The sequence below is a fragment of the Streptomyces sp. NPDC002156 genome (assembly GCF_053593675.1).
The window spans coordinates 1-22,554 of record NZ_JBSFDA010000131.1 but is presented as its reverse complement, the minus strand read 5'-3'; the positions used below and the strand labels follow the sequence as shown (position 1 = coordinate 22,554).

Annotated in this window: 25 protein-coding genes; 10 read left to right on the top strand and 15 right to left on the bottom strand. The window is 70.0% G+C overall.

What is annotated here, in order from left to right; genetic code table 11:
• Positions 1 to 12 precede the first annotated feature (12 nt).
• The 3 genes from groL to ACWCRB_RS36590 all read left to right on the top strand — a co-directional run bounded on the left by groL (position 13) and on the right by ACWCRB_RS36590 (position 4,736).
• Positions 13 to 1,635, top strand: coding sequence for a chaperonin GroEL (gene groL / locus ACWCRB_RS36600; RefSeq protein ID WP_451000173.1), 1,623 nt, complete (start codon positions 13 to 15; stop codon positions 1,633 to 1,635).
• A 238-nt stretch (positions 1,636 to 1,873) separates the two neighbouring features.
• Complete coding sequence (locus ACWCRB_RS36595) at positions 1,874 to 3,007, top strand: NADH:flavin oxidoreductase (protein WP_451000172.1); 1,134 nt, start codon at positions 1,874 to 1,876, stop codon at positions 3,005 to 3,007.
• Between the two features lie 223 nt (positions 3,008 to 3,230).
• Complete coding sequence (locus tag ACWCRB_RS36590) at positions 3,231 to 4,736, top strand: subtype B tannase (protein WP_451000171.1); 1,506 nt, start codon at positions 3,231 to 3,233, stop codon at positions 4,734 to 4,736.
• Here the strand turns inward: ACWCRB_RS36590 and ACWCRB_RS36585 are convergent.
• The 6 genes from ACWCRB_RS36585 to ACWCRB_RS36560 form a co-directional block, all read right to left on the bottom strand.
• Entirely contained in the window at positions 4,724 to 5,398 is a 675-nt protein-coding gene (locus tag ACWCRB_RS36585) for a Uma2 family endonuclease (protein WP_451000170.1), read from the bottom strand. The two genes, ACWCRB_RS36590 and ACWCRB_RS36585, sit on opposite strands and share 13 nt — an antisense overlap.
• Positions 5,399 to 5,488: 90 nt before the next feature.
• Entirely contained in the window at positions 5,489 to 6,901 is a 1,413-nt protein-coding gene (gene iscB, locus ACWCRB_RS36580; protein ID WP_451000169.1) for an RNA-guided endonuclease IscB, read from the bottom strand.
• A gap of 216 nt (positions 6,902 to 7,117) precedes the next feature.
• A complete protein-coding gene (locus tag ACWCRB_RS36575; protein ID WP_451000168.1) occupies positions 7,118 to 7,774 on the bottom strand; it encodes a Uma2 family endonuclease in 657 nt (218 codons plus the stop codon).
• Positions 7,771 to 8,583, bottom strand: a complete 813-nt coding sequence (locus tag ACWCRB_RS36570) for a hypothetical protein (protein WP_451000178.1) — start codon at positions 8,581 to 8,583, stop codon at positions 7,771 to 7,773. Before ACWCRB_RS36570 ends, ACWCRB_RS36575 begins: the two co-directional genes overlap by 4 nt.
• Positions 8,584 to 8,880: 297 nt before the next feature.
• Positions 8,881 to 9,087, bottom strand: coding sequence for a DUF397 domain-containing protein (locus ACWCRB_RS36565; protein WP_451000167.1), 207 nt, complete (start codon positions 9,085 to 9,087; stop codon positions 8,881 to 8,883).
• Entirely contained in the window at positions 9,071 to 9,910 is an 840-nt protein-coding gene (locus ACWCRB_RS36560; protein WP_451000166.1) for a helix-turn-helix domain-containing protein, read from the bottom strand. Before ACWCRB_RS36560 ends, ACWCRB_RS36565 begins: the two co-directional genes overlap by 17 nt.
• 117 nt (positions 9,911 to 10,027) lie before the next feature.
• On the opposite strand from ACWCRB_RS36560, the gene ACWCRB_RS36555 reads away from it, so the two are divergent.
• Together ACWCRB_RS36555 and ACWCRB_RS36550 are read left to right on the top strand one after the other, a co-directional pair.
• Positions 10,028 to 10,240, top strand: coding sequence for a hypothetical protein (locus tag ACWCRB_RS36555; protein WP_451000165.1), 213 nt, complete (start codon positions 10,028 to 10,030; stop codon positions 10,238 to 10,240).
• Positions 10,237 to 10,440, top strand: coding sequence for a hypothetical protein (locus tag ACWCRB_RS36550; protein WP_235480206.1), 204 nt, complete (start codon positions 10,237 to 10,239; stop codon positions 10,438 to 10,440). Before ACWCRB_RS36555 ends, ACWCRB_RS36550 begins: the two co-directional genes overlap by 4 nt.
• A gap of 49 nt (positions 10,441 to 10,489) precedes the next feature.
• Here the strand turns inward: ACWCRB_RS36550 and ACWCRB_RS36545 are convergent, their stop codons facing one another.
• A complete protein-coding gene (locus tag ACWCRB_RS36545; RefSeq protein WP_451000164.1) occupies positions 10,490 to 10,780 on the bottom strand; it encodes a DUF6355 family natural product biosynthesis protein in 291 nt (96 codons plus the stop codon).
• Positions 10,781 to 10,892: 112 nt separating this feature from the next.
• Positions 10,893 to 11,645: a TetR/AcrR family transcriptional regulator gene (locus ACWCRB_RS36540; protein WP_451000163.1), complete on the bottom strand. Its 753-nt coding sequence runs from the start codon at positions 11,643 to 11,645 to the stop codon at positions 10,893 to 10,895.
• 113 nt (positions 11,646 to 11,758) lie between these two features.
• Here ACWCRB_RS36540 and ACWCRB_RS36535 point away from each other — a divergent pair, with 113 nt between their 5' ends.
• On the top strand, positions 11,759 to 14,029 hold the full coding sequence (locus tag ACWCRB_RS36535; protein ID WP_451000162.1) for an MMPL family transporter: 2,271 nt from the start codon (positions 11,759 to 11,761) through the stop codon (positions 14,027 to 14,029).
• A gap of 34 nt (positions 14,030 to 14,063) precedes the next feature.
• On the opposite strand, the gene ACWCRB_RS36530 is transcribed toward ACWCRB_RS36535, so the two are convergent.
• From ACWCRB_RS36530 to ACWCRB_RS36510, 5 genes are all read right to left on the bottom strand, one after another.
• Complete coding sequence (locus ACWCRB_RS36530; protein ID WP_451000161.1) at positions 14,064 to 14,927, bottom strand: aldo/keto reductase; 864 nt, start codon at positions 14,925 to 14,927, stop codon at positions 14,064 to 14,066.
• Complete coding sequence (locus ACWCRB_RS36525; protein ID WP_451000160.1) at positions 14,924 to 15,517, bottom strand: hypothetical protein; 594 nt, start codon at positions 15,515 to 15,517, stop codon at positions 14,924 to 14,926. The genes ACWCRB_RS36530 and ACWCRB_RS36525 overlap by 4 nt, the downstream gene beginning before the upstream one ends.
• A gap of 121 nt (positions 15,518 to 15,638) precedes the next feature.
• Positions 15,639 to 16,172, bottom strand: a complete 534-nt coding sequence (locus ACWCRB_RS36520) for a GNAT family N-acetyltransferase (protein WP_451000159.1) — start codon at positions 16,170 to 16,172, stop codon at positions 15,639 to 15,641.
• A gap of 49 nt (positions 16,173 to 16,221) precedes the next feature.
• On the bottom strand, positions 16,222 to 17,169 hold the full coding sequence (murQ, locus tag ACWCRB_RS36515) for an N-acetylmuramic acid 6-phosphate etherase (RefSeq protein WP_451000158.1): 948 nt from the start codon (positions 17,167 to 17,169) through the stop codon (positions 16,222 to 16,224).
• A gap of 93 nt (positions 17,170 to 17,262) precedes the next feature.
• Entirely contained in the window at positions 17,263 to 18,231 is a 969-nt protein-coding gene (locus ACWCRB_RS36510) for a MurR/RpiR family transcriptional regulator (RefSeq protein WP_235477271.1), read from the bottom strand.
• A gap of 56 nt (positions 18,232 to 18,287) precedes the next feature.
• Here ACWCRB_RS36510 and ACWCRB_RS36505 point away from each other — a divergent pair, with 56 nt between their 5' ends.
• Together ACWCRB_RS36505 and ACWCRB_RS36500 are read left to right on the top strand one after the other, a co-directional pair.
• Positions 18,288 to 18,671: a hypothetical protein gene (locus ACWCRB_RS36505; protein WP_451000157.1), complete on the top strand. Its 384-nt coding sequence runs from the start codon at positions 18,288 to 18,290 to the stop codon at positions 18,669 to 18,671.
• A complete protein-coding gene (locus tag ACWCRB_RS36500; protein WP_369037176.1) occupies positions 18,668 to 18,967 on the top strand; it encodes a DUF4031 domain-containing protein in 300 nt (99 codons plus the stop codon). Before ACWCRB_RS36505 ends, ACWCRB_RS36500 begins: the two co-directional genes overlap by 4 nt.
• Here ACWCRB_RS36500 and ACWCRB_RS36495 read toward each other — a convergent pair.
• The gene (locus ACWCRB_RS36495; protein WP_451000156.1) at positions 18,949 to 20,040 is read right to left on the bottom strand and encodes a GNAT family N-acetyltransferase; all 1,092 of its coding nucleotides are present in this window, start codon (positions 20,038 to 20,040) and stop codon (positions 18,949 to 18,951) included. The genes ACWCRB_RS36500 and ACWCRB_RS36495 overlap by 19 nt on opposite strands.
• 54 nt (positions 20,041 to 20,094) lie before the next feature.
• The gene (locus ACWCRB_RS36490; RefSeq protein WP_451000155.1) at positions 20,095 to 20,799 is read right to left on the bottom strand and encodes an HD domain-containing protein; all 705 of its coding nucleotides are present in this window, start codon (positions 20,797 to 20,799) and stop codon (positions 20,095 to 20,097) included.
• A 46-nt stretch (positions 20,800 to 20,845) separates the two neighbouring features.
• Here ACWCRB_RS36490 and ACWCRB_RS36485 point away from each other — a divergent pair, with 46 nt between their 5' ends.
• Positions 20,846 to 21,535, top strand: coding sequence for a maleylpyruvate isomerase family mycothiol-dependent enzyme (locus ACWCRB_RS36485; protein WP_451000154.1), 690 nt, complete (start codon positions 20,846 to 20,848; stop codon positions 21,533 to 21,535).
• Positions 21,536 to 21,618: 83 nt separating this feature from the next.
• Positions 21,619 to 22,311: a copper homeostasis protein CutC gene (locus ACWCRB_RS36480; protein ID WP_451000153.1), complete on the top strand. Its 693-nt coding sequence runs from the start codon at positions 21,619 to 21,621 to the stop codon at positions 22,309 to 22,311.
• Positions 22,312 to 22,554: the final 243 nt, after the last annotated feature.

Here is a 22,554-nt window from a genome sequence, read left to right as displayed (position 1 = left end):
GGACCACTTCACATGGCCAAGATCATCGCGTTCGACGAGGAGGCACGGCGCGGCCTCGAGCGCGGCATGAACCAGCTCGCGGACGCCGTCAAGGTGACGCTCGGCCCCAAGGGCCGCAACGTCGTCCTCGAGAAGAAGTGGGGCGCCCCCACGATCACCAACGATGGTGTTTCCATCGCCAAGGAGATCGAGCTTGAGGACCCGTACGAGAAGATCGGCGCCGAGCTGGTCAAGGAAGTCGCGAAGAAGACGGACGACGTAGCCGGCGACGGCACGACGACCGCGACCGTCCTCGCCCAGGCGCTGGTCAAGGAAGGCCTGCGCAACGTGGCCGCGGGTGCGAACCCGATGGCCCTGAAGCGCGGTATCGAGAAGGCCGTCGAGGCCGTCTCCGGTGCGCTGCTCGACCAGGCCAAGGAGGTCGAGACCAAGGAGCAGATCGCTTCGACCGCCTCCATCTCCGCCGCCGACACGCAGATCGGCGAGCTCATCGCCGAGGCGATGGACAAGGTCGGCAAGGAAGGCGTCATCACCGTCGAGGAGTCGCAGACCTTCGGTCTGGAGCTTGAGCTCACCGAGGGCATGCGCTTCGACAAGGGCTACATCTCGGCGTACTTCGCGACCGACATGGAGCGCATGGAGGCGTCGCTCGAGGACCCCTACATCCTCATCGCCAACTCCAAGATCTCCTCGGTCAAGGACCTGCTCCCGCTCCTGGAGAAGGTCATGCAGTCGGGCAAGCCGCTGCTGATCATCGCCGAGGACGTGGAGGGCGAGGCCCTCTCGACCCTGGTCGTCAACAAGATCCGCGGGACCTTCAAGTCCGTCGCGGTCAAGGCCCCGGGCTTCGGCGACCGCCGCAAGGCGATGCTGAACGACATCGCGATCCTCACGGGTGGCGAGGTCATCTCCGAGGAGGTCGGTCTCAAGCTCGAGAACACCTCCCTGGACCTCCTGGGCCGGGCGCGCAAGGTCGTCATCACCAAGGACGAGACGACGATCGTCGACGGCGGCGGCTCCGCCGACCAGGTCGCCGGCCGGGTCAACCAGATCCGCGCCGAGATCGAGAACAGCGACTCGGACTACGACCGCGAGAAGCTCCAGGAGCGCCTGGCGAAGCTCGCGGGCGGCGTGGCCGTCATCAAGGCCGGTGCCGCGACCGAGGTCGAGCTCAAGGAGCGCAAGCACCGCATCGAGGACGCCGTTCGCAACGCGAAGGCGGCCGTCGAGGAGGGCATCGTCGCCGGTGGTGGCGTGGCCCTGCTCCAGGCCTCCTCGGTCTTCGAGAAGCTGGAGCTGACGGGTGACGAGGCGACCGGCGCGAACGCCGTGCGGCTCGCCCTGGAGGCCCCGCTCAAGCAGATCGCCGTCAACGGTGGCCTCGAGGGCGGCGTCATCGTCGAGAAGGTGCGCAACCTTCCCGTCGGTCACGGCCTCAACGCCGCGACCGGTGAGTACGTCGACATGATCGCCGAGGGCATCATCGACCCGGCGAAGGTGACGCGCTCCGCGCTGCAGAACGCGGCGTCCATCGCCGCGCTCTTCCTCACCACCGAGGCCGTCATCGCCGACAAGCCGGAGAAGGCGTCCGCGCCGGCCGGCGGCGGCATGCCGGGCGGTGACATGGACTTCTGATCCTTCAGGGGATCGGCAGTTCATCGCGTACGAGTTCGAGGGCGGCACCCTTCTTCAAGAGGGGTGCCGCCCTCGGGCGTTTGCGGACGCAGTGGCCGGGATCACAGCCGACGCCCCCGGCGGGCCGGAATGGCGGACAGGACCGCCGTAGTTGATGCACATGCATGCACACAGGCACAGCCGTGTGCGTCAACCGCACCTCCGCTCGTTTCCTGTCCCCTCCCCTAGGAGCCCCCACGTGACAGCCCCCGCCTCCACCCACACCTCCCGCGCGGCCCAGATCCTCTCCCGGCCCCTCGCGATCAACGGTCTGACCGTGTCGAACCGGATCGTGATGGCGCCGATGACGCGCAGCTTCTCGCCCGGGGGTGTGCCCGGCGACGACGTGGCCTCGTACTACTCGCGTCGGGCCGGGGCGGGCGTCGGTCTGATCGTCACCGAGGGCACGTACGTCGGGCACGACTCCGCCGGGCAGAGCGACAGCATCCCCCGTTTCCACGGCGAGGAGCAGCTCGCGGGGTGGGCGAAGGTCGCCGAGGCCGTGCACGCGGCCGGCGGGAAGATCGTGCCGCAGCTGTGGCACATCGGCATGACCAGGGAGGCCGGGCAGCCCCCGTACGCCGACGCCCCGCCCGTCGGCCCGTCCGGGCTGCGGCTGGACGGCACCCCCGGTACCGGCGGCAAGGCGATGACGCAGGACGACCTGGACGACGTCATCGACGCGTTCGTCGAGGCCGCGGTGGCCGCCGAGCGCATCGGCTTCGACGGGGTCGAACTGCACGGCGCCCACGGCTACCTGATCGACCAGTTCCTGTGGGCCGGCACCAACCGCCGCACGGACGCGTACGGGGGTGACCCGGTCGCCCGTACGAAGTTCGCGGCGGAGATCGTGGCCGCCGTACGCGAGGCGGTGTCCGCGACCTTCCCGATCATCTTCCGGTACTCCCAGTGGAAGGGCGCCCTCTACGACGCCCGCATCGCCGGGACCCCCGAGGAGCTGGAGTCGATCCTGACCCCGCTCGCGGCGGCCGGCGTCGACGCCTTCCACGCCTCCACACGCCGCTACTGGCTCCCGGAGTTCGACGGCTCCGACCTCAACCTGGCCGGCTGGACGAAGAAGCTCACCGGCAGGCCGACCGTCACCGTCGGCTCGGTCGGCCTGGACGGCGACTTCATGCGGGGCTTCGCGGGCGAGGGTGCGCCGCTCAAGAGCATCGACGACCTCCTGGACCGCCTGGAGAACGAGGAGTTCGACCTGGTCGCGGTCGGCCGCGCGCTGCTTCAGGACCCCGAGTGGGCGGCGAAGGTGCTGGAGGGTCGGACCGGTGAGCTGAAGGCGTACGACGCGGCGGCGTTGGGTTCGCTGAGCTGATTCGGGCCCGCCCGGCAGGGTGAACCGGTCGCCCGCGGAGACGGTCCGATACCGTCCGCAAGATTCCGCCAAAATTGCTGACAATTTTGTGGGCGATTGGTTCGCTTTGCTGGCCGCTTGTCGGCCACCCGCCTCCCCCGTCACCGGAAACACACAGAAGACCTTAAGAAACGGCTGTTGAACTGTGCGGCGTCCGAACGAGCCGCGAAGACAGGAGACAGCGATGAAGCGCAGGTCAGTGGTGATGGGGCTCACCGCCGCAGCAGTTGCGATACCCGCATTCGGGGCCCGTGCCGCGACCGGTACCGGGACCGCGGCAGACGTAGCCGCGTCCGCGTCCCTCGTCTTCGACCCGGCCGCCCACACCGAGCAGACGGTGACCGTCACCGACACCACCGGTACCGCCCACGAGGTGGTCTACCGCTTCTACAAGGTCGCCTCCTACGTGGCGAACCCGGTCGACGCGGTGTACCAGTCCCTGAACGTCTGCGAGCCGGTGAGGATCGACGGCGCGGCGGTCGACGCGAGCGGGGCGCCGATCCTCCTCGCCAATGCGGTGGGCGGCTACATGCCGTCCTCGGTGTCGGCCAAGACCGGGATCACCGCCACCGGAATGGGCGGCACCACCACCCGCCAGGCGCTCGCGCTGGCCGCCGGGTACGTGGTCGTGGAACCGGGTGCGCGGGGCCGTACCCTCGTCGACGCGACGACGGGCGTCTACTACGGTGTCGCGCCCGCCGCGATCGTCGATCTCAAGGCCGCCGTACGGTACTTGAAGTCCAACAAGGGCCGGGTGCCCGGGAACGTGAACCGGATCTTCTCGTCGGGCGTCAGCGCGGGCGGGGCGTTGTCGTCACTGCTGGGCGCGTCCGGGGACAGCCCGCTGTACGAGCCGTACCTGGAGGCGATCGGGGCGGCCGACGCGAGCGACGCGATCTTCGGGACCGGGGCGTGGTGTCCGATCACGGACCTCGAACACGCGGACATGGCGTACGAGTGGTGCTGGGGGACGAATCCGCTGGCCAGCGGAGCACAGGTGGACCAGACCCTCTCGAACGAGCTGAGGACGGCGTACGGCGAGCATGTGGCGTCGCTGGGCCTGCGGGTGAAGGGATACGGCAGGCTCACGGCCCGCAACCTCGACGACTACCTCCTCAAGACATTCATGGAACCGTCGGCGACGAGGTACCTGACGGCCCTGTCGGAGGAGGCCCGCGCGGCCTACCTGGCCGCTAACCCGTTCATCACCTGGTCCGGGGGCAAGGCCCGCTTCACCTGGGCGGACTTCCTCACCCACGTGGGCGCGCGGAAGAAGAACGTGCCCTCCTTCGACACCTTCGACATGGCCAGCCCCGAGAACAACCTCTTCGGTACGGGGACCACCCGGGCCCGTCACTTCACCCTCTGGAGCCTCCGCCACGAGAACGGCGACAGTGCCCGCCTCGACGCGGACATCCCCGAGAAGCTCGCCCTGATGAACCCGATGCACCACCTCGCCGACAAGGCCAACGCCAAGCGCTCCAAGCACTGGTGGATCCGCCTCGGCACAAATGACACGGACACGTCCCACACGGTCGCGGGCAACCTGCACGCACGGCTGGAGCAGCTGGGGGACGACGTCGACACGTCGTACTACTGGGACGCGGGGCATGGGGCGGATCAGGATCCGGGGGACTTTGTGACGTGGATCGGTGAGGTGTCGGGTATGCGCGGGGGTCAGTCGGCGTAGTCCTTGAGCTTCTCGGTGTTGAGGGTGACGTTCACGGGGGCGGGGAGTTCGACCACGGCTCCGTACGGGTACGAAGGGTGCTGCTGGTAGGTCCCGTTCTTCGGTTCGCTGTACACGACCAGGGTGTCGTTGTCCCGGTCGATCAGCAGATAGACCGGGATGCCTGCCTCCGCGTAGCCGCGCACCTTGACGATGCGGTCTCGTCGGTCGGTGTCGCGGTAGTGGGAGGTGACTTCTACGACCATGAGGACACCCTCCGGGGAGGCCCAGGTCTTGTCCTCGGCGATGAAGTGATCCAACGGTGCCAACGCGGCGTCCGCCGTGGCGTTCCCCTTGCGGTAGGCGCCGATCTTGAGGTCCTGTTCGTGGAACATGGCCAGTTCGGGGCGCAGTTGCATGAACAGCCGAATGAGCCACACCACAATGGCCCTGTGGCGGTTGTCCGGCAACGGCTTGACCTCTAGCTTTCCGTCGATGAGTTCGAGCTTCACGCCCTCGGGAGCCCTACGGGCGAGCTCCTCGAAGTCCTCGACCTCGATGTGATCGCCCTTGACGTACAGCCGTCCATCGAGGAATTCGAGCTGTACGTTTTCGGGGGCCTTACCGGCCAGCTCTTCGAAGTCCTCTCGGGACATCTGCGGGCGCCTGGTGCCAAAGGTCATCGGAGCCCCTTCGTGGAAACCCCCTGCTTCAGCTGGGGAGGAAACGGAAGTGCAGGAGGGCCGCCAGGGCCCGAGTGGTGCTCTGAGGTGTCAGGGCGCATCGCTCGGCCCGCCTTCGGGTTGTGTGGAGTAGGCGTAGCCGTCGGCCCGCTGGAGCAGACGGAAGTACTTGTACCGGGTGGTGTAGAGGCCGCTGGCGGTGCGGACTGCGAAGCTGCCGGAGGATCGGACGGCGACGCGGCCGGTATGGGTGCCCGCGTTCTTTCCCGACGGGACGACGGCCCGGACGAGGTCGCCGGTGGCGTAGCCGAAGACCTGTTTGGTGCGGGGCAGGCGCAGGCGGGGGAAACCGTGCTTGTCGGCGCGGGTTCGGGCGTAGGTGCCGCGTCCGGTGGCTTTGACGACCAGGACGGTGCGCGGCCATGCGGTGATGGTGTCGAGGTCACCGACGGCCAGGGCGTCGAGGGTGTGGGTCTTGGGCAGTGCGCACCGGACGCGGTTCCACTTCGTCCGCCCGCCACTGGCGGTCCGGGTGGGCAATCGTGCGTCCAGAGCCTGCCACAGGGCCCACCGGGTGGTGTTGACAGCGGCGGCGTCCCGGAGGGGGGCCTTCGCGCGCTTCAGGATGTCGGCGGCCCGCTCGGGGGTGAAATCCTCGACGGGCCGGTTGTCCTTGGCCTGGTTGCAGGGGATGCACGCGAGGGTCAGGTTGGAGACCCGGTCGGACCCGCCACGGCTGCGGGGCCGGATGTGGTCGATGTTCAGCGGCACTCCTATCGCGCCGCAGTAGGAGCAGGCGCGGCCGAACTTCGCGAGGAGGTACTCGCGGACCTCCGTGCCGTGCAGGGTGCCGTGCTGGTACTCGGCTCCTTCCAGTGGCTTCCCGGCACTGATGGCGTGGGTGTCGAATGCGACGCGCTCGACGTGGACCCTCCGGACTGGTGCCCAGCGGGCGAGGCGGCCGGTCCACGACATGGTGGTGTCGACACGGTGCTGGAGCGACGGCGGCAGCCATCCCTTCGGGCGGGTGCGGTTGCGGAAGCGGGGCGCGCGGTAGCGCAGGTTGCGGGTACGCCGTCCCCGCCGGTAGGCGGCTCTCTGCTTCAGCTTCGTGCGGATCGCGGCGCCCCGGTGGTCGAGCTGGACCGCGAACCGGCCCCGGCGCTCACCATCCAGGGCGGTGAACACAGCCAGGCCGGTGTGCTTGGAGCCGGGGTCGATGCCCAGCTCGACACCGTCGACCTCCGAGGCGTCGGCGGTGCGGTCCTTCAGACGGATCACGAACGGTGTGTGCCGAGCGACGACCGCACGGCCGGATACCAGGAGCTTGCGGGCCCTGGCGGGGCTGGTGGGCCCTGGCGGGGCTGGTGGGCTGTAATGGCGTGCCGTGCTTGTCCAGGACGAACACGGCGGGGTCGGCCTCACGGCCGGGCTCCCGGACCTGATGGTCCGGGGTGACGCCACCGGCAGCAGGTGCACTGCCGGTGATCTCCCCTCGCACATGTCCCACACCGGATGCCCTACGGCGTCCGAGCCCCGTTTCGTCCCTGATCCCGGGGTTGTCTGCTGACTCGAATTCCAGAGCCAACTGCTGAGGAAGCACAGATGGGTGGGTCTTCTGTCCTGCGTGGAACGTAGCCAACTTCGGTCACCTCCATATCAGTTGGCTGGTGCTGGTAACAGCGGGCCATCAGCCGGTCGGGCTGAAAGCCCCCGCCTTCAGGCAGGGGATCCCGTTACGGTGGGCTCGCCTCCTTCCCGCCATGGTGCCCCGGTCGTGTGCCTGCGGACCGTTGGAGCGGTCGTGTACCTCTTGAGCCTCTCGGTGTTCAGCGCGATGTCCACCGGGGAGGGGAGCTGGACGGTCGTCCCCCAAGGGCACGAGGCGGCGAGCTGGTAGCGACCGTCCTTGGGCTTGCTGAAGACGGTGATGGTGTTGTCGTCGCGGTCGACGAGGACGTGGACGGGGATGGCGGCGGACGCGTAGCCGACGCGCTTGGCGTCGTGGTCGCGATGGTCTTTGCCCGAGGCGCGGTGGACGATTTCCACGACCGCCGAGACATCGTCCGGACTTGCCCAGTGGCTGAGGCCCGGACGGTGATCCCTCGGCAGGAACAGGGCGTCGGGCAGATACCGGCCTGCCAGCGAGGCTTCTGTGCGCAGCCCGGTGTACGGATACGCATCCCAGAGCCTGTCTTCCAGCGTGAAGTGGCTCAGCACCGACATTAGGATCTCGCCGTCCATACCGGCCGGTCGCGGCTTCACCTCCACCCTGCCCCGGACGAACTCCAGCCAGACGGTCTCGGGCGCCCCGCGGGCCAGGTCCTCGAAGTCGTCGAGCGGCATCTGCGGAACGTGCGGGTGCGTTCGGGTCACGTACGGCTCTTTTCGCGGCGTCGGGACATCTCTGCGCGGATATCGGCCGCGCGGGAGTGGATCGCGGAGGCGGACAGGGGCGAGGCGGGACAGGGCGGGGCCTCGCCCCGGCAGGTGCCGCAGATGCCGCCTGGCAGCGCCTCCGCCCGCCCCGGCACCCCGCACTTCGCGCACTCCAGCATCCGCAGTGGTGGCCGTACGGCGGCGGGTTGCGGGGGCATCTTGCTGGTGAGGCGTTTGCGGATCAGGGCGAGTGGGTGGTGGACCGGGGTCGGCAGGCCGGCGGTCAGGGCGTGTCGTACGGACTCCTCGTTCGCGCCTCGCTCGAACCACTCCGCGACCAGCGGGGCCAGCGACGCGCAGTCCGCCTCGGAGAGGGACAGGATGGGGGTGCTACGAGTGAGGGCGACGAGCAGGATGAACGCGCGGGAGCGGGTCGGGCGGCCCTGTCTCTCCGGTGACTCCTTCGGTACGTCTCCCCGTGTGAACGTCGCCCACCAGTCGTCGCCTCGTGCCGTGCGCGTGAACCACGTTCGGGTGATCCAGAGTTGGCTTCCGGTGCCGGTCAGGTGTTCGCGGCCCCGGCGTAGGTGGCCTGTCCGCTGGAGGTTGTTGAGGGCTGTGCGGAGGGCGCATTGGCCGTACGGGAGGTGCTTGGCCAGCGTCTTCACACTGACGTCGGCCCCGCTCGGCAGTCGGTCGATGTACGCGGCCACCGCGGCCTCGCGGGGCGGGAGATGCGCGAAGTCGTGGTTCGTGCGGGGGCGTTGGTCGGGGGCGTCGCGTTTGCCGTAGCCCGGATTGGCCATCGGGTGGGGCGGGGTCGCGTGCGCGGGCAGGACGGCAGGGCTAGGCTTGGCTTCAGCCACTGGGATCGTTTCCTTAAACACTGGGATCTCGACGGTTAGACCTCTGTCAGGTGTTCGCTGCACCTGGCGGGGGTCGTTTTTGTTTGCTGTCTCGGAACGCTAGCCCCTCGTGACTCTGCGTGGCAAGCCGAACGCGTCAAGTCAACACGCGGGGTGGGAGGGCGGGTTGAGGCCCGCCTCCCATTCCTCAGAAAGAGGGCTCGGGGCTCGCCGTTTGAGCTTCGGGGCGGCGGGAGGTCAGGCGTGCTTGAGGTTCTCGACGAACGCCTCCCAGGACTCCGTCCGGAACGCGAGCTTCGGGCCCTGGGGGTTTTTGGAGTCCCTGACGGGGACGAGGGTGGGGTGGCCGGCGGCGACTTCGAGGCAGTCGGCGCCGTCTCCTGCGCTGTACGTCGACTTGTACCAGGTGGCCGAACTCAGGTCGTACTCATGGCTGTTCTTCATGCTCGTAATCCTGCGCCACGGCCTCGATGAGGGCCAGTGAATCCTGAGGCGAGAGTGCCGCCGCCTGGAGGAGGCTGAACGTGAGGCTGTGGCGGGCGATCTTGGCCGGGTCGTCCATCAGCTTCCCTGTGTCCATCCCCTCGATGAAGCAGAGCGGGGGCGCGTCCGCGAACTCCATGAGCTTCAGGGAGCCACCCATCCCGGCATGTGCTCCGGCGCTGAACGGCAGCACCTGCACGATGATCCGGTGACGGCGTGCCATGTCCGCCACATGGCGAAGAGCCTTCGCCATCGTTGCTGCTCCGCCGACCGGCCGACGGAGCGCTGCTTCGTCCAGGATCCCCCAAAACAAGGGGGTTGTTGGATCGTCGAGGACGTGGGTGCGTTCCATGCGCATCGCCACCAGTTCCTCGATCTCGGATTCCGGGGCCAGCGGCCGGTAGGTGCGGAACAGTTCCGCCGCGTATTCCGGCGTTTGCAGCAGGCCAGGGATCAGCAGCGGGAGGTAGTGCCTGATCGTCGTCGCGATCGCCTCCGCTTCCGCTGCCTCCGTGAAGTTCTCGGGGTACTTCGACTTGGCGAGCGCGGCGCAGTTGCGCTCGAAGAAGTCCTTGGTGTCCAGCATCTTGTCGAACTGGACGGCGTATTCGTGCATCATCCGCCGTGTACCGGCCTCCAGTTGGCCGATGAACGAACCGCTCACGAAGAGCGGTGAACCCAGTTGCTCCTGACTCAGCCCGGCCGCCTCTCGGGCGTGGCGCAACTCGGCGCCCAGAAAGGCCCGGGGTGAGGAGGCCGGGTCTAGGTCCTTCGGTCCTGCCATGGCAACTCCCGCTCTCACACATGTGGTTGTTGGGACTCCGGCTCTGGCCAGGTTAGACACCCGCCCGCCACGCTGTGTGGAGAACGCGAACACTCAGAGTGGAGAGGAACGGGCGCGATGGAGCTGCTGTCGACCGAGGAAATCGTGGTGCGATTGCGGGCGGCCTTGAAAGGCGTCGGCGTCGCCCTGCCGTCGCTGGGCGTCGACCCCGTGAGCGGTGCGAGCGACGAGCCCTTCGCGCTGGTGCTCCTCGGGCGCTGCAACGTCCGTACGGCGACGCGGCTGGCCGCCGTGCTGGAGGGCGTGGCCGCGGGTGGCGACGAGACGTGAGTGACGTGTCGTACGCCCTTGATGTGCGCGACGGGCGCATCGGCGAGGTCATGGGGCGCGAGGGCGGGTACGTGCAGCTGCGGCCCGTGGGCGGTGGGCGCGAGTGGGACTGTCCGCCGGAGGCGTTGGAGGAGGCGGCGCCGGGAGACGTGCTGCGGGCGCGGGTGCGGCGGGTGAATCGGGAGGGGCGGTTGCCCTGAGGCGGGCGGGGCGATTCGCCCCGCCCGGATCACGTCATGTCACGTCGGGTCAGCAGAGGCGGCCGACGTAGTGGGCGCCGTCGATCTTGCTGCTGCTGCCGAGCCAGGTGTCGCCGGGGCCCACGCACTTCTCGTAGTTCGGGCCGAAGACCTCCACCTCGATGATGATGCGGGAGCCGTCGCCCGTGCAGTGGTTGTAGTACGCGTCGCTGCCCGTCTCGTAGAACCCGCAGGGGTTCGCGGCGGCGGTGGCCGCCGGTGCGGCGACGGCGAGCAGCAGGGCGCTGGTCAGGGGGGTGATGGCGGCGAGGGCGGTGGTGAGGACGCGGCGGACGTTCAAGGACTGTCTCCTGCGGAAAGGACGGAATCGGACACCGGCAGCATTGATGATCAACGCGCGGTGGTCCGGCACTTTCCTCGGATGAGGGCCGTGGTTCACCCGGTCGTGTGGATCAAGGTTTGAGCGCGGGGATCCTGGCGTGGATCTCCTGGAGCATGTTCCGCATCGCCATGCGGAAGAGCTCGGCCTCGTGGTCGCCGAGGAAGTCGGTGTGGCCGAACACCTGGAGGATGACCATGCCGTGCAGGTGTCCCCACGCGCTGAGGAAGAGGGCGGTCGCGGCGGGTGGCACGGTTGTTTCCGGGCTGTCCGCCGGCATGTGTTCCAGGTGTGCCCGGAGCGCCGGTGAGAGCGGGGGGACGTCGGCCGCGGCGAGCTGTTCCGTGGTGAATCCGCCGAACAGCTCGCGCTGGAAGGTCGCGGCCATCCGGCGGACCGCCTGGGTGGTCGGGCCGTCCTGGGGGGCCTCGTAGTACCGCAACGGCGTTCCGTAGAGGAGCTGGAACCGCTCGGGGTTGTCGAGGGCCCATCGACGGTAGCCCTCGGCCGCCACCACCGTGCCCGGTAGCGGTGAGCCGTCCGGCTCGGTCGCGCCGGTGTCGACGGCGGTCTGTACGGCGTCGGCCAGGTCGTCGTACGCCTTGGTGATCAGCGCCGTGACCAGGGCGTCCCGGCTCGGGAAGTAGTGGTAGAGCGCCTGCACGGTCATGCCCAGGCTCCGGGCGACCGCGCGCAGGGAGAGCGCGTGCGGGCCGTGCTCGGTGAGGTGGACCTCGGCGGCGTCCAGGATCTCCCGGGCTGCTGCGGCCCGGCGCCGCTCTCGCAGGGAGGGCGGGGCCGTTGCGGGGTCGGTGTGTGCGGGCATGAAGAAAATCTAACACTGCCAAATCTTTTTGCCTCCCGCTAACTTCGTCTGTGGCGCGCCAGTCAACTCCCTTCCCTCGCTCTCAACTCCCTTCCTGTCAAAGGAGAACGGTCATGTTCGACCGCATAGCCGAGCTGGCGATCCGCCGGTCCCGGCTGGTCCTCGTCGTCGCCGTCGTGGCCACGGCCCTCATGGGTGTCCTGGGCGCCGGCGCGTTCGGCAAGCTGCTCGGGGGCGGCTTCGACGACCCGGCCTCCCAGTCCACCCGGGCCGCGAAGGTCATCGACGAGAAGTTCGGCGGCGAGACGAACCTGGTCCTGCTGGTCCGGGCCTCGGACGGGCGTGTCGATGCCTCGGCCGCCACGCGGAGCGGCCGGGAACTCGTGGCCGACCTGCGGGCGGAGAAGAGCCTCGCGAACGTCGTCTCGTACTGGGACACGGACACCGGCATCGCTGATCTCCGCTCCCGGGACGGCCGCGAGGCCATCGTGCTCGCCCATGTGAAGGGCGACGAGACCGAGCAGCAGGAGAACGCCCGCGCCCTCATCGACGCCTACACCGGGACGTACGAGGACGCACTCACCGTCCGGGCCGGAGGCGGCGCCGCTGTCGGCGGTGACATGTCGAAGCAGGTCGTCGACGATCTCGTCCTCGCCGAGGCCATCGCCGTGCCGCTGACCCTCGTACTGCTCCTGTTCGTCTTCGGCAGTGTGGTCGCGGCCCTGCTGCCGCTCGTCATCGCGGTCATCGCCATCCTGGGCTCGTTCGCCCAGCTCTCGCTCCTCGGGAGCGTCACCGACGTCTCCGTCTCGGCGACCAACCTCACCACGGCGCTGGGCCTCGGCCTGGGCATCGACTACGCCCTGCTGATGATCAGCCGGTTCCGGGAGCAGCTCGCGACGGGGGCGAGCGTGGACGACGCGGTACGCCGGACGGTGCACACCGCGGGCCGTACGGTCGCGTTCTCCGCCGCGACCGTCGCCGCCGCGCTCGCCGCGCTCCTGGTGTTCCCGCAGTACTTCCTCCGCTCGTTCGGCTACGCCGGGGTCGGCGTCGTCGCCGTCGCGGCCGTCAGCACGCTGTTCGTGATGCCGGCGCTGTTCGTGGTCCTGGGGCACCGGGTCAACAGCGGGCGGCTGCCGTTGCCGTGGCTGAAGCAGGGGCGCGCGACCGCTCGTACGTCCCGTACTTCCATGTGGGGACGGCTGGCCCGTACGGTCATGCGGCGGCCCGCGCTCACCGCGCTGCCCGTGCTGGCGGTCCTGTTGGTGGCGGCGAGTCCGCTGCTGGGGATCACCTTCGGCACCCCGGACGAACGCGTCCTGCCTGCGGGCGCCGAGAGCCGCCAGGTCTCCGTGGCCCTGCGCGAGAACTTCAACGGCAACGACGAGTCGGCCCTTCATGTCGTCGTCGACGGGCCGGTCGCCGAGGTTCCCCTGAGCGCGTACGCGGCCGAACTGTCCGGGCTTGAGGGTGTCGTGCGGGTCGACACGAGTGTCGGTAGCTATGCGGATGGACAGCGGTCCGCTACGGAGTCCGGGTCCGCCGGCTCCGCCCTCGGGCGGCCCGGCGCACAACGGATCAGCGTGGTGAGCGACCTGGTGCCTCGGTCGGACGAGGCGCAGGACCTGGTTCGTGAGGTGCGGGCGATCGAGCCGCCCGCCGGGTCCGACCCTCTGGTGGGCGGCGTCGACGCCGTACTGGTCGACTCCAAGGACTCCATCAGCGGTCGGCTCCCGATGGCCGTGGCCCTGGTCGCCCTCACCACCTTCGTCCTGCTCTTCCTGTTCACGGGGAGCGTGGTCCAGCCCCTGCGGGCCCTGCTCCTCAACGTGATCAGCCTGGGCGCGACCCTCGGCGTCATGACCTGGATCTTCCAGGACGGGCACTTCTCCTCGCTGCTCGGTTTCTCGGCGCAGCCGATGGAGGTGTCGATGACCGTGCTGATGTTCTGCATCGCCTTCGGCCTGTCGATGGACTACGAGGTGTTCGTCACCAGCCGGATCAAGGAGCTCCACGACCTCGGCGAGGACAACGAGTCCGCCGTGGCCAACGGCCTCGGGCACACCGGCCGTATCGTCACCGCGGCGGCCTGCCTCCTCGCCGTGAGCTTCTTCGCCTTCGGCACGTCCAAGATCAGCTTCATGCAGATGTTCGGCCTGGGGAGTGGGCTGGCGATTCTCATCGACGCTGTGGCTGTACGGGGGGTTCTTGTCCCTGCGGCGATGCGACTGCTCGGCCGCTCGGCCTGGTACGCGCCCGGGTTCCTGCGGGCTGTGCATGGGCGGTTCGGCCTCAGCGAGGGGGAACCTGCGTCGGCTTCCGTGGCTGCGCTGGGGGCCGAGGCGGAGTCTCCGTACGCGAAGAACTCGACCGGGGCCTGACCCTGGCCACGCGGGAGACTACCGGGCTCTGGTTTCAGGGCTCGGGGTTCTCCGCGAGGCCGTCCAGGCTCTCCATGTGTGTCGGAGTCAGTTCGACCCGGGCCGCCGCCACGTTCTCCTCCAGGTGCGGGATCCTTGCCGTGCCCGGGATCGGAAGGATCGCCGGGGAGCGGTGGAGAAGCCAGGCCAGGGCGATCTGGGTGGGGGTCGCGTCGAGTTCGTGGGCGATGGCGGCGATCGTCGCCTGTTCGCCCGTCGAGCCCCAGGCCACCGGGCGCCACGGCAGGAACGCGATCCCCGCCGCCTCGCAGGCCCTGAGTACGGGCTCGTGCTCGCGGTCGAGCAGGTTGTACCGGTTCTGGACGCTCGCGATGTCGACGATCTCGCGGGCGTCGGCCAGTTCCGCGACCGTCACCTCCGAGAGGCCTATACGGCCGACCTTGCCCGCCGCCCGCAACTCCCGCAGCGCGCCCAGCTGTTCGGGGAGTGGGACCTCGGGGTCCAGACGGTGCAGCTGTAGGAGTTCGAGGCGTTCGACGCGCAGCCGGCGCAGAGCCTCGTCCACCTGCGTACGGAGGCTGTCCGGGCGGCCGTCGTTGCGCCACTCGCCGGAGGGCTGGGAGCGTGTGAAGCCGACCTTGGTGGTGATCAGCAGGTCGTCCGGGTAGGGGTGCAGGGCCTCGGCGAGGAGTTCCTCGTTGGCTCCTCCGCCGTAGAGGTGGGCCGTGTCGATGAGGGTGACGCCCAGTTCGACCGCCCGCCGGGCCACGGCCACGGCGTTCGCGCGGTCGGCGGCCGGTTCGGCGGGCAGATGCATGGCGCCGAAGCTGAGCCTGCCGACCTCCAGAGCCCTGGCCCCTTGGTCTCCGCCGATTCGGAACGTGCTGAACGTGCTCACAGGTTGCCCATCGGCTCGATGTCCACCTTCACCGGGGTGCCCCAGATCCGCAGGACCTCGTAGTCGGTGAACTCGTGGACCAGGCGGTAGGCGATGCCCGGGCGGGCGCCCCGGCGCTCGGCGGAGAGGTAGCGCTCGGCCTCCAGGCGGTCGCGGCGCGGGGTGCCGCAGAGCTGCCAGACCTGGCCGGTCCAGACCTCGGGGAGCCAGCGCTGCTGGGGCTGGGGGCGGTCGGCGCGGACACCGTAGCGGGACATCGTGCGTTCGGGAGTCGCCGATTCCGGGTCCGTGGGACGGTGGTGCTGCCCGTAGTCGCCGTTCTGCTGGCTGCGGCGGGCGCTGCGGCGGCGCGTCTCGCAGAGCAGGCACAGGTCGACCGCGCTCTCGTCCACCGGGCCGTTCGGATGCTCGCCGCAGCGGGTCGTGGGCGCCGACCCGGACACCGTGTCCTCCAGGATCGCCAGGGCCCGCTTCAGGTCGGCCTTGACCTCCTGCAGTTTCGCGTCGGGGGTGTCGGAGCCGAGCGCGTCCCCGTGCTCGCCGAGGACGCGCAGGGCTCGCCCGAGGGCGGTCAGCTGGGCGTGGTTCACGGTGGTCGTCCCTTCCGGCGGGCAGGCGTACGTGCGGTGCGCTGAGCGCTCAGTGGTCTCCACCGTCGCACACGCCACTGACAACGCGGGCGCGAGTACGGGTATGCCTACGGAGGCCGGCCTACGCCTCGAACTCCGTCAGGTCGATCGCGTGGACGATCAGCTGATGGCCGTACACAGGGTGGGTCGTCTGCTGTTCCTCGGTCAGGCCCAGCTTGCGGATGACGTTCTCGGAGGCGTCGTCGCCCGCCCTGCTGATGCTGATCACCCGGTCGAGACCCCGGTCCTGGAGGGCGAACTCCAGGGTCGCGTGGGCGGCCTCGGAGGCGTACCCCTGGCCCCAGAACTGTGAGCCGAGCAGCCAGCTGATCGCCACGTCCGACGCGACCTCCGGCAGGAACTCGGGCACGGACAGGCCGACCGCGCCCGCCAGTTCGCCCGAGGCGAGCAGTTCGACGGCGAAGACGCCGAAGCCCTCCTCGTCCCACTCCTCCTCCCACCGCTCGATCGCCTCGGCCGTGTACTCCAGGTCGCGCACCGAGCCGTCGTCGATCCAGCGCATCACCTGGGAGTCCGCGTGGATCTCCGACAGGGGCACGAGGTCGTCGTCGGTCCAGCGGCGGAGGAGGAGGCGGGGGGTGTGGATCTCGGTCATGGCGCCCATCCTGCCCGACGGCCGAGCCCCTCAGTACCTCAGTAGTACCTCAGCGGGGTGCTGCTGCCAGGGCCGCCCGCAGATGGCCGTCGTTCTCCGCGAGGAGCCGGGCCGCCGTCGGACCGTCCACCCCGCCCAGCACGACGAGGATCGCGTTCTTCGTCTCCCCGTCCGTCGCCGCGAGCGCCGCCTCGATCTCCTCGTCGCCCGCCCCGGTCGCCAGGGCGACGATCCGCCGCGAACGGGCCCGCAGCTTCTCGTTCGACGCCCGTACGTCGACCATCAGATTCCCGTACGTCTTGCCGAGCCGGATCATCGTGATCGTCGACAGCATGTTGAGGACGAGTTTCTGTGCCGTCCCCGCCTTGAGGCGCGTGGACCCGGTGAGCAGCTCGGGTCCTACGACGATCTCGATGCCATGGTCGGCGGCGGCCGCGAGCGCGCTGTGCGCGTTGCAGGACAGCCCGATCGTCAACGCGCCCTGCGCGCGGGCGTGTTCGACGGCGCCGATCGCGTACGGCGTACGGCCCGACGCCGAGACGCCGACCACCGTGTCCAGGGCGGTGACGCCGAGCGCGTCGAGGTCTACGGCGGCCAGCTCCTTGGAGTCCTCGGCGCCCTCGACCGAGGTGACCATGGCCTCGGGGCCGCCCGCGATCACGCCCGTGACCTGCGCGGGGTCGGTGTTGAAGGTGGGCGGGCACTCGGACGCGTCCAGCACACCGAGCCGGCCCGGGGTCCCCGCGCCCGCGTAGACCAGCCGTCCGCCGCGTGCCATACGGGCCGCCACGGCGTCGATCGCGGCGGCGATCTCCGGGATCCGTTCGGCGACGGCGGCCGGGACTGTGGTGTCCTCGGCGTTCATCAGCCGGGCGATGTCGAGGGTGGGCAACTGATCGATATCGGCCAGCTCCGGGCGGAACGCCTCGGTCGTCAGCGACTCCAACTCCTCTTTCAGGGCACGGCTGTTGGAGGAGGCGTCAGCGGTTGAGGTCATGGCGTGCTGCTCTTTCCGATCTAACGGTCCAACGGTCTTTCGGTCCAACGGTCTTTCGGTCTCTTGGCCTCTCGGTCCAGCGGTTTTTCGGCGCTATCGGCGCGATGTCGTGTTGCTGTTGCTGCTGCGGGGGGTGTGGCGGTGGGCCAGGGCCTCGTAGGAGGCCGAGAGGGCGGGCGCGGCGGTCTCGTACGTCTTCTGCGCCACACCTATGAACAGGCAGTCCACGACGAGGAGTTGGCTGGTACGGGACGACATGGCCGCCGGGCGCAGCTCGCTCTCGCGGGCCGTGGAGGTGGTGAGGATGTGGTCGGCGTATTGGGTGACCGGCCCGTCGGGGCGTCCGGTGATCGCGACGGTGCTGGCCCCCCGCTCGAACGCGACCCTGAGCGGCTCGATCACATCACCCGTGGACCCCGAGTGCGTGATCGCGATGGCGACGTCCTTCGCGCGCAGCTGCACGGCGTTGGTGACGGCGAGATGCGGGTCGCTGTGGGCGTGCGCTATCAGCCCTATGCGCAGCAGCTTCTGGGTGAGGTCCTGGGCGACCAGACCGGAGGCGCCGACGCCGTAGATGTCGATGCGACGGGCGGCGGCGAGCGCGCTGACGGCGGCGGAAAGCTGGACGACATCGAGTCCGGCGGCCGTGTCGGCGAGGGTCTGCTGCTCGTCGTAGGCCAGTTTCGCCACCACGTCGGCGAGCGGGTCGTCGACGGCGATGTCGGCGGTCACGGCGGGGGAGCGCCCTGATTGCTGCTGGGCGGCCAGCCCCGCGAGCGCGAGGCGCAGGTCGCGATACCCGGGGTAGCCGAGCAGCCGGGCGGTACGGACGACCGTCGCCTCGCTGGTGCCGGTGAGTTCGGCGAGGCCGGTGACCGTGAGGGCCGCGCAGCCGGCCGGATCGGCGGCGACCGCCTCGGCGACGCGCTGCATCGAGCGGGTCATCGAGGGCGCCAGCGTCCGCACCTTGGCGGCGAGGGCGGCGGGCGCGGGTGGGGTGACACCGAGCCCACCGGGTACGGCGGCCGCTGATCCGAAAATTTCCTTCACGTCTTGGGTCACATGATGAAAGATATTTTCTATTCGGGCGTAGGGTCAAGAGTGCGCACAATGGGTGCATGACCCCCATCACCCCCTTGGAGCAGGCGTTGCACTCGGCCCGCGCCCTCGTGCTCGCCGACCTGGTCGCGGGCGAGGTCGCCGAGGCGGACGTGGTCTCGATGGTCGAGGAGTCGGTCGTACAGCGCCGCTGGTGGGTCGAGCAGTGGCCGGAGGGTTCCGGGTACGTGGCGGGGCTGGTCGCCCAGGACGTCCAGGACGCCCTCCTGGAGAGCTACGGCCGCTGGCCCCTGTGCCCGGTCTGCGGCGCAGGCGATCCACACGCCCTGGAGGTGGAGCCCGAGTTGGGCCCCGACCCGCAGTGGGTGTGTCACAAGGCGGGGGTGCGGGTGGCGGCGCTGGGCTCGCTGGGGTCTGCGGGCGGCGGGGTTGTCTCGTCGTGACCGTCTACATAGACCCGCCGGTCTGGCCGGGCCACGGCCGCCTCTGGTCGCACCTCGTGAGCGACGTCTCGTACGACGAACTGCACGCGTTCGCCGATGAGTTGGGGGTGCCTCGGCGGGCCTTCGAGCGGGATCACTACGACATTCCGTCGCATCGGTACGGGGATGTGGTGGCGGCCGGGGCGGTGGAGGTCAGCAGCCGCGAGGTCGTACGGCTGCTGCACGGGGCGGGGCTGCGCAGGCGGAAGGCGCCGGGCCGGACCGACAGCCCGGGGCGTCAGCCGCGCAACTCGTAGGCCTGGAGCCCCTCTTCGTCGAGTTCCTCGCTGACGCGCACGAATCCGGCGCGGGCGATCACCGCCTGGGACGGGATGTTGCTCGGCTCGATGGTCGCGAACAGGGACCGTACGTCGTCCCGCGCCAGGGCCCATTCCGCCAGTGTGCGCAGCGCCTCCGTCGCGTAGCCGTTGCCGCGGGCGGCCTCCGCGAGGTCGTAGCCGACCTCGGCCTTGCCATCCTCGTCGGGGACGCCGTGGAAGCCGATGCCGCCGACCGCGCGGTCGTCCTCGCGGCGTACGAGGACGTACAGGCCGAACTCCGGTCGGTGTACGCCCGCTTCGTACGACTTGACCACCATCCCGGCGGCCTCGCGGGTGCCGTCGAAGGGGCCGCCCTCGATCCAGTCGAAACCGCCGGTGCCGCCCGTGCTCAGGTCGGCCGCGGCGGCCGGGGTGACGCCCTCCAGGCGGAGGCGTTCGGTGTCGAGGACGTGGTTGTTCGTCCAGTGCCACTCGGTGAGCCGGGCGCGGCCGGGGAGGTCGGCGCGGCCGGTCGCCCAGAGCAGGTTCTGCCAGTGGTCGGGGCCAGGCCGGACGTCCGGGAAGATCCGGGTGAGGACGAACTCGGCCAGGTGCGCGGGCGGTTCGTACGGCAGCCCGAGTCCCTCGGCGATGTCGTGGGTGTGCAGCAGTACTTCGGCGATGCCCATCGCGGCGAAGCCCTCGCGGTTCGCGCTGCGGAAGGGGAGCGGGTGGAAGGCCCGCGCGTCACGGGGTGCGGTGCGGATGGCGGCGCCGAGCAGGGCGCCGGTCGCGGCGATGACGTCGAGGATGTCGGCGTTGCCGGCGGTGTGCAGGCCGTCCTCGCTCGTGAGGGTGATCCTGAGGGGGAGGTAGCCGTGCTCTGCCCGACCCGCCAGCCGGGTGGCGTACGCGATGAAGTCGGCGACGATGTGCTCGGCGGTCTGCCGGCAACTCCACTCCAGCCCACCGGCGTTGACGTCCGTCCAGTCCCGGTCCACCGCCGGCCGCAGCAGCGCCACCACGCTCGCGACGGCCTCGTCCAGTTCGTCCGCACCCATGCTCAGCATGCGGTGAGGATAGGTGGTCGGGTGTCCGCACGGACACGGATTAAAGGGGGCCCGTCAAAGGGGGCCCGGCTCCGCTTCGAGCCGCCCCAGCTCCGCCGCGACATTGGCCCGCGCCGCCTCCTCCCACACCTGTGCCCCGTACGGCGTCCGGAACAGCCTTGGCAGGGCGAGGAGTTGGCGCAGTACCGCTGCCCGGCCCTCCCGGAAGGCGTCCTCCGGGACGAAGCCGTACTCCTCGCGGACGGCGGCCGTGTAGGCGGCGTACGTCTCCTGGGGCGCGGCCAGGATCGCGAGGTCCGCGTCGCACAGGACCTGGCCGTTGTGGTCGTCGGGCGCCGGGGCGTGGGTGACGGTCAGGCGGACCAGGCGGGCCACCTCGGCCGTGTCCGCCGCCGAGACACCGGCCTCGGGGAGCGCGCGCTCGGCGAGACGGGCGGAGCGCTCCTCGTTCTCGGAGCGGTCGGGGGCGTACACGGCGTCGTGGAACCAGGCGGCGAGGCGGACCAGGGCGGGGTCGGGGGCGTACCCGGCCTCCGCCCGCTCCAGTACGTCGATGTGGTCCAGGACCGCGGTGAGGTGGGTGAGGGTGTGGTAACGCCGGTGGGGTTCCTGGTAGCGGGTGAGGAGGTTGTCGGCGTACGGGGTGGGGTCGGGGGGCTCCGGCGAGGTCGTGGCTCGGGCTGATTTCAGGGTGTGGGTCCAGCGGGTGCGGAGGGCGTCGAGGGCACCGAGGGTGACTGGATCGGCTTGATCGGGCATGGGGGCATTCTCCCGGTCGGCCGCTTCCGCCCCTAGCGTGGGAGGCATGACGTCTTCTGCCGATGTACGTGATGTACGTGACCCCGAGCTGCCCGGGCGGCTCCTGATCGTCGAGCGCGACGCGCTGATACCGCTGCTGCGGGCCCGGTCCGAGGCCGACTTCGGGATCGTGACCGCCGGGTGTCCGGAGTGGACCGTGCGGGATGTGCTCGCGCACTGTTCGGCCGTGCTGCTGAGGGTGGTGGAGGGGCGGCTGGAGAAGGGCGCCTTCTCGCCCGAGTCGAACGCCCGGGACATCGCCGAGCGGGGCGACTGGACGAACGCGCAGGTCGTGGACGAGCTGGAGCGGGTGATGGGTGAGGCGGGGGATGCGATTGCCAGGGCCGGCGGGAGGCTGGACGGGGCCGCGCTGGGGGAGTGGGTGCACGCCGGTGACGTACGGGAGGCCCTTGGCGAGCCGGGGGCGTACGAGGGGCCCGGGTTGGCGTACGCGCTGCCGCTGCTCGCGCGGCTGAGCCGTGAGCGCGGGTTGGTGCCGCTGCATGCCGATGTCGATGAGCTGGACGAGCCGTTGCGGTTGGGGGATGTGTCGGGGGTGCGGACGCCGGGGCGGTTCATCGGGGGTGCGGCTTCGCTTGTACGGCTGTATGCGGGGCGGTCTGTGTCTGTGGCGGGGGCCGGGGAGTTCGAACTGGTGGGGGTGGAGGCGGGCGAGTTGAACATGTTCGGGGGGTGAGGGACGGGGGCGGACCTCATGGGCGTACGCTTGGATTGGACTAGACCTGTAGTGCTCCAAGGGCGACCAAGGGAAGGGGTCCGATGGGCCAGCGTGCAGTCCTGGAGGTGATCGCCCTCGGTGTCGAGGACGCCGTCGCCGCCCAGGCCGGAGGTGCGGACCGGCTGGAGCTGGTCACCGACATGGCGGCCGACGGGCTCACCCCGACGGTCGAGGCCTTCGCAGGGATCCGGGCCGCCGTCGACATCCCGCTGCGGGTGATGCTGCGGCTGGCGGACGGGTTTGCCGCCGGGGATGTGGACGGGGTGGTGCGGGTGGCCCGGGAACTGCGGGGGGCCGGGGCCGATCAGTTCGTGCTCGGGTTTCTCGACGCCGAGGGCGGGGTCGATCTCGGTGCCGTCGAGCGGGTTGTCGGCGTGCTCGACGGGTGCCCGTGGACGTTTCACCGGGCGCTCGACCATGCCGTCGACCGGGACGCCGTGCGCAAGCAGCTCGACGGTCTTCCCGGGCTCGACACCTACCTCACCGCCGGCTCGCCTGTCGGCGTCGACGACGGGCTCGCCACGTTGCTCGCCGAGGCGGCGAGGTGTGGGGAACCTGGGTATGAGCAGCGGCTTCTTGTGGGTGGGGGGCTGCGTCTTGAGCATGTGCCGGGGTTGCGGGCGGTTGGGGTGGACGCGTTTCACATCGGTGGGGCGGCTCGGCCGGAGGGGTGGGGGCGGCCGGTGTCTGTGGGGGCGGTGGAGGGGTGGCGGCGGGCGTTGGACGCGGGCTGAGGACGGTTTTTCTTCGCCCCCGCCGCCCCTACCCGTCCCATCCCTGGGGGCTGCGCCCCCAGACCCCCGCTGTCGGCCCTGAACGGGCCTTGTCCTCAAACGCCGGACGGGCTGAAAGATCAAGCTCCGGCCGGCACCACATCCAGCCCGTCCGGCGTTTGAGGACGAGCGCGTTCAGCGCGATACGGGGGTTCGGGGGCAGCGCCCCCGAGGATGGGACGGGTAGGGGCGGCGGGGGCGAAA

Bases quoted from the DNA above. Each gene is read 5' to 3' on its own strand.
- ACWCRB_RS36520 (WP_451000159.1), bottom strand. From the start codon at position 16,172: ATGACCGAGATCCACACCCCCCGCCTCCTCCTCCGCCGCTGGACCGAC.
- ACWCRB_RS36480 (WP_451000153.1), top strand. From the start codon at position 21,619: ATGGGCCAGCGTGCAGTCCTGGAGGTGATCGCCCTCGGTGTCGAGGAC.
- ACWCRB_RS36590 (WP_451000171.1), top strand. From the start codon at position 3,231: ATGAAGCGCAGGTCAGTGGTGATGGGGCTCACCGCCGCAGCAGTTGCG.
- ACWCRB_RS36555 (WP_451000165.1), top strand. From the start codon at position 10,028: ATGGAGCTGCTGTCGACCGAGGAAATCGTGGTGCGATTGCGGGCGGCC.
- ACWCRB_RS36565 (WP_451000167.1), bottom strand. From the start codon at position 9,087: ATGAAGAACAGCCATGAGTACGACCTGAGTTCGGCCACCTGGTACAAG.
- ACWCRB_RS36490 (WP_451000155.1), bottom strand. From the start codon at position 20,799: ATGCCCGATCAAGCCGATCCAGTCACCCTCGGTGCCCTCGACGCCCTC.
- ACWCRB_RS36495 (WP_451000156.1), bottom strand. From the start codon at position 20,040: ATGCTGAGCATGGGTGCGGACGAACTGGACGAGGCCGTCGCGAGCGTG.
- murQ (WP_451000158.1), bottom strand. From the start codon at position 17,169: ATGACCTCAACCGCTGACGCCTCCTCCAACAGCCGTGCCCTGAAAGAG.
- groL (WP_451000173.1), top strand. From the start codon at position 13: ATGGCCAAGATCATCGCGTTCGACGAGGAGGCACGGCGCGGCCTCGAG.
- ACWCRB_RS36570 (WP_451000178.1), bottom strand. From the start codon at position 8,583: ATGGCCAATCCGGGCTACGGCAAACGCGACGCCCCCGACCAACGCCCC.
- ACWCRB_RS36485 (WP_451000154.1), top strand. From the start codon at position 20,846: ATGACGTCTTCTGCCGATGTACGTGATGTACGTGACCCCGAGCTGCCC.
- ACWCRB_RS36505 (WP_451000157.1), top strand. From the start codon at position 18,288: ATGACCCCCATCACCCCCTTGGAGCAGGCGTTGCACTCGGCCCGCGCC.
- ACWCRB_RS36535 (WP_451000162.1), top strand. From the start codon at position 11,759: ATGTTCGACCGCATAGCCGAGCTGGCGATCCGCCGGTCCCGGCTGGTC.
- ACWCRB_RS36560 (WP_451000166.1), bottom strand. From the start codon at position 9,910: ATGGCAGGACCGAAGGACCTAGACCCGGCCTCCTCACCCCGGGCCTTT.
- ACWCRB_RS36540 (WP_451000163.1), bottom strand. From the start codon at position 11,645: ATGCCCGCACACACCGACCCCGCAACGGCCCCGCCCTCCCTGCGAGAG.
- iscB (WP_451000169.1), bottom strand. From the start codon at position 6,901: ATGTGCGAGGGGAGATCACCGGCAGTGCACCTGCTGCCGGTGGCGTCA.
- ACWCRB_RS36585 (WP_451000170.1), bottom strand. From the start codon at position 5,398: ATGACCTTTGGCACCAGGCGCCCGCAGATGTCCCGAGAGGACTTCGAA.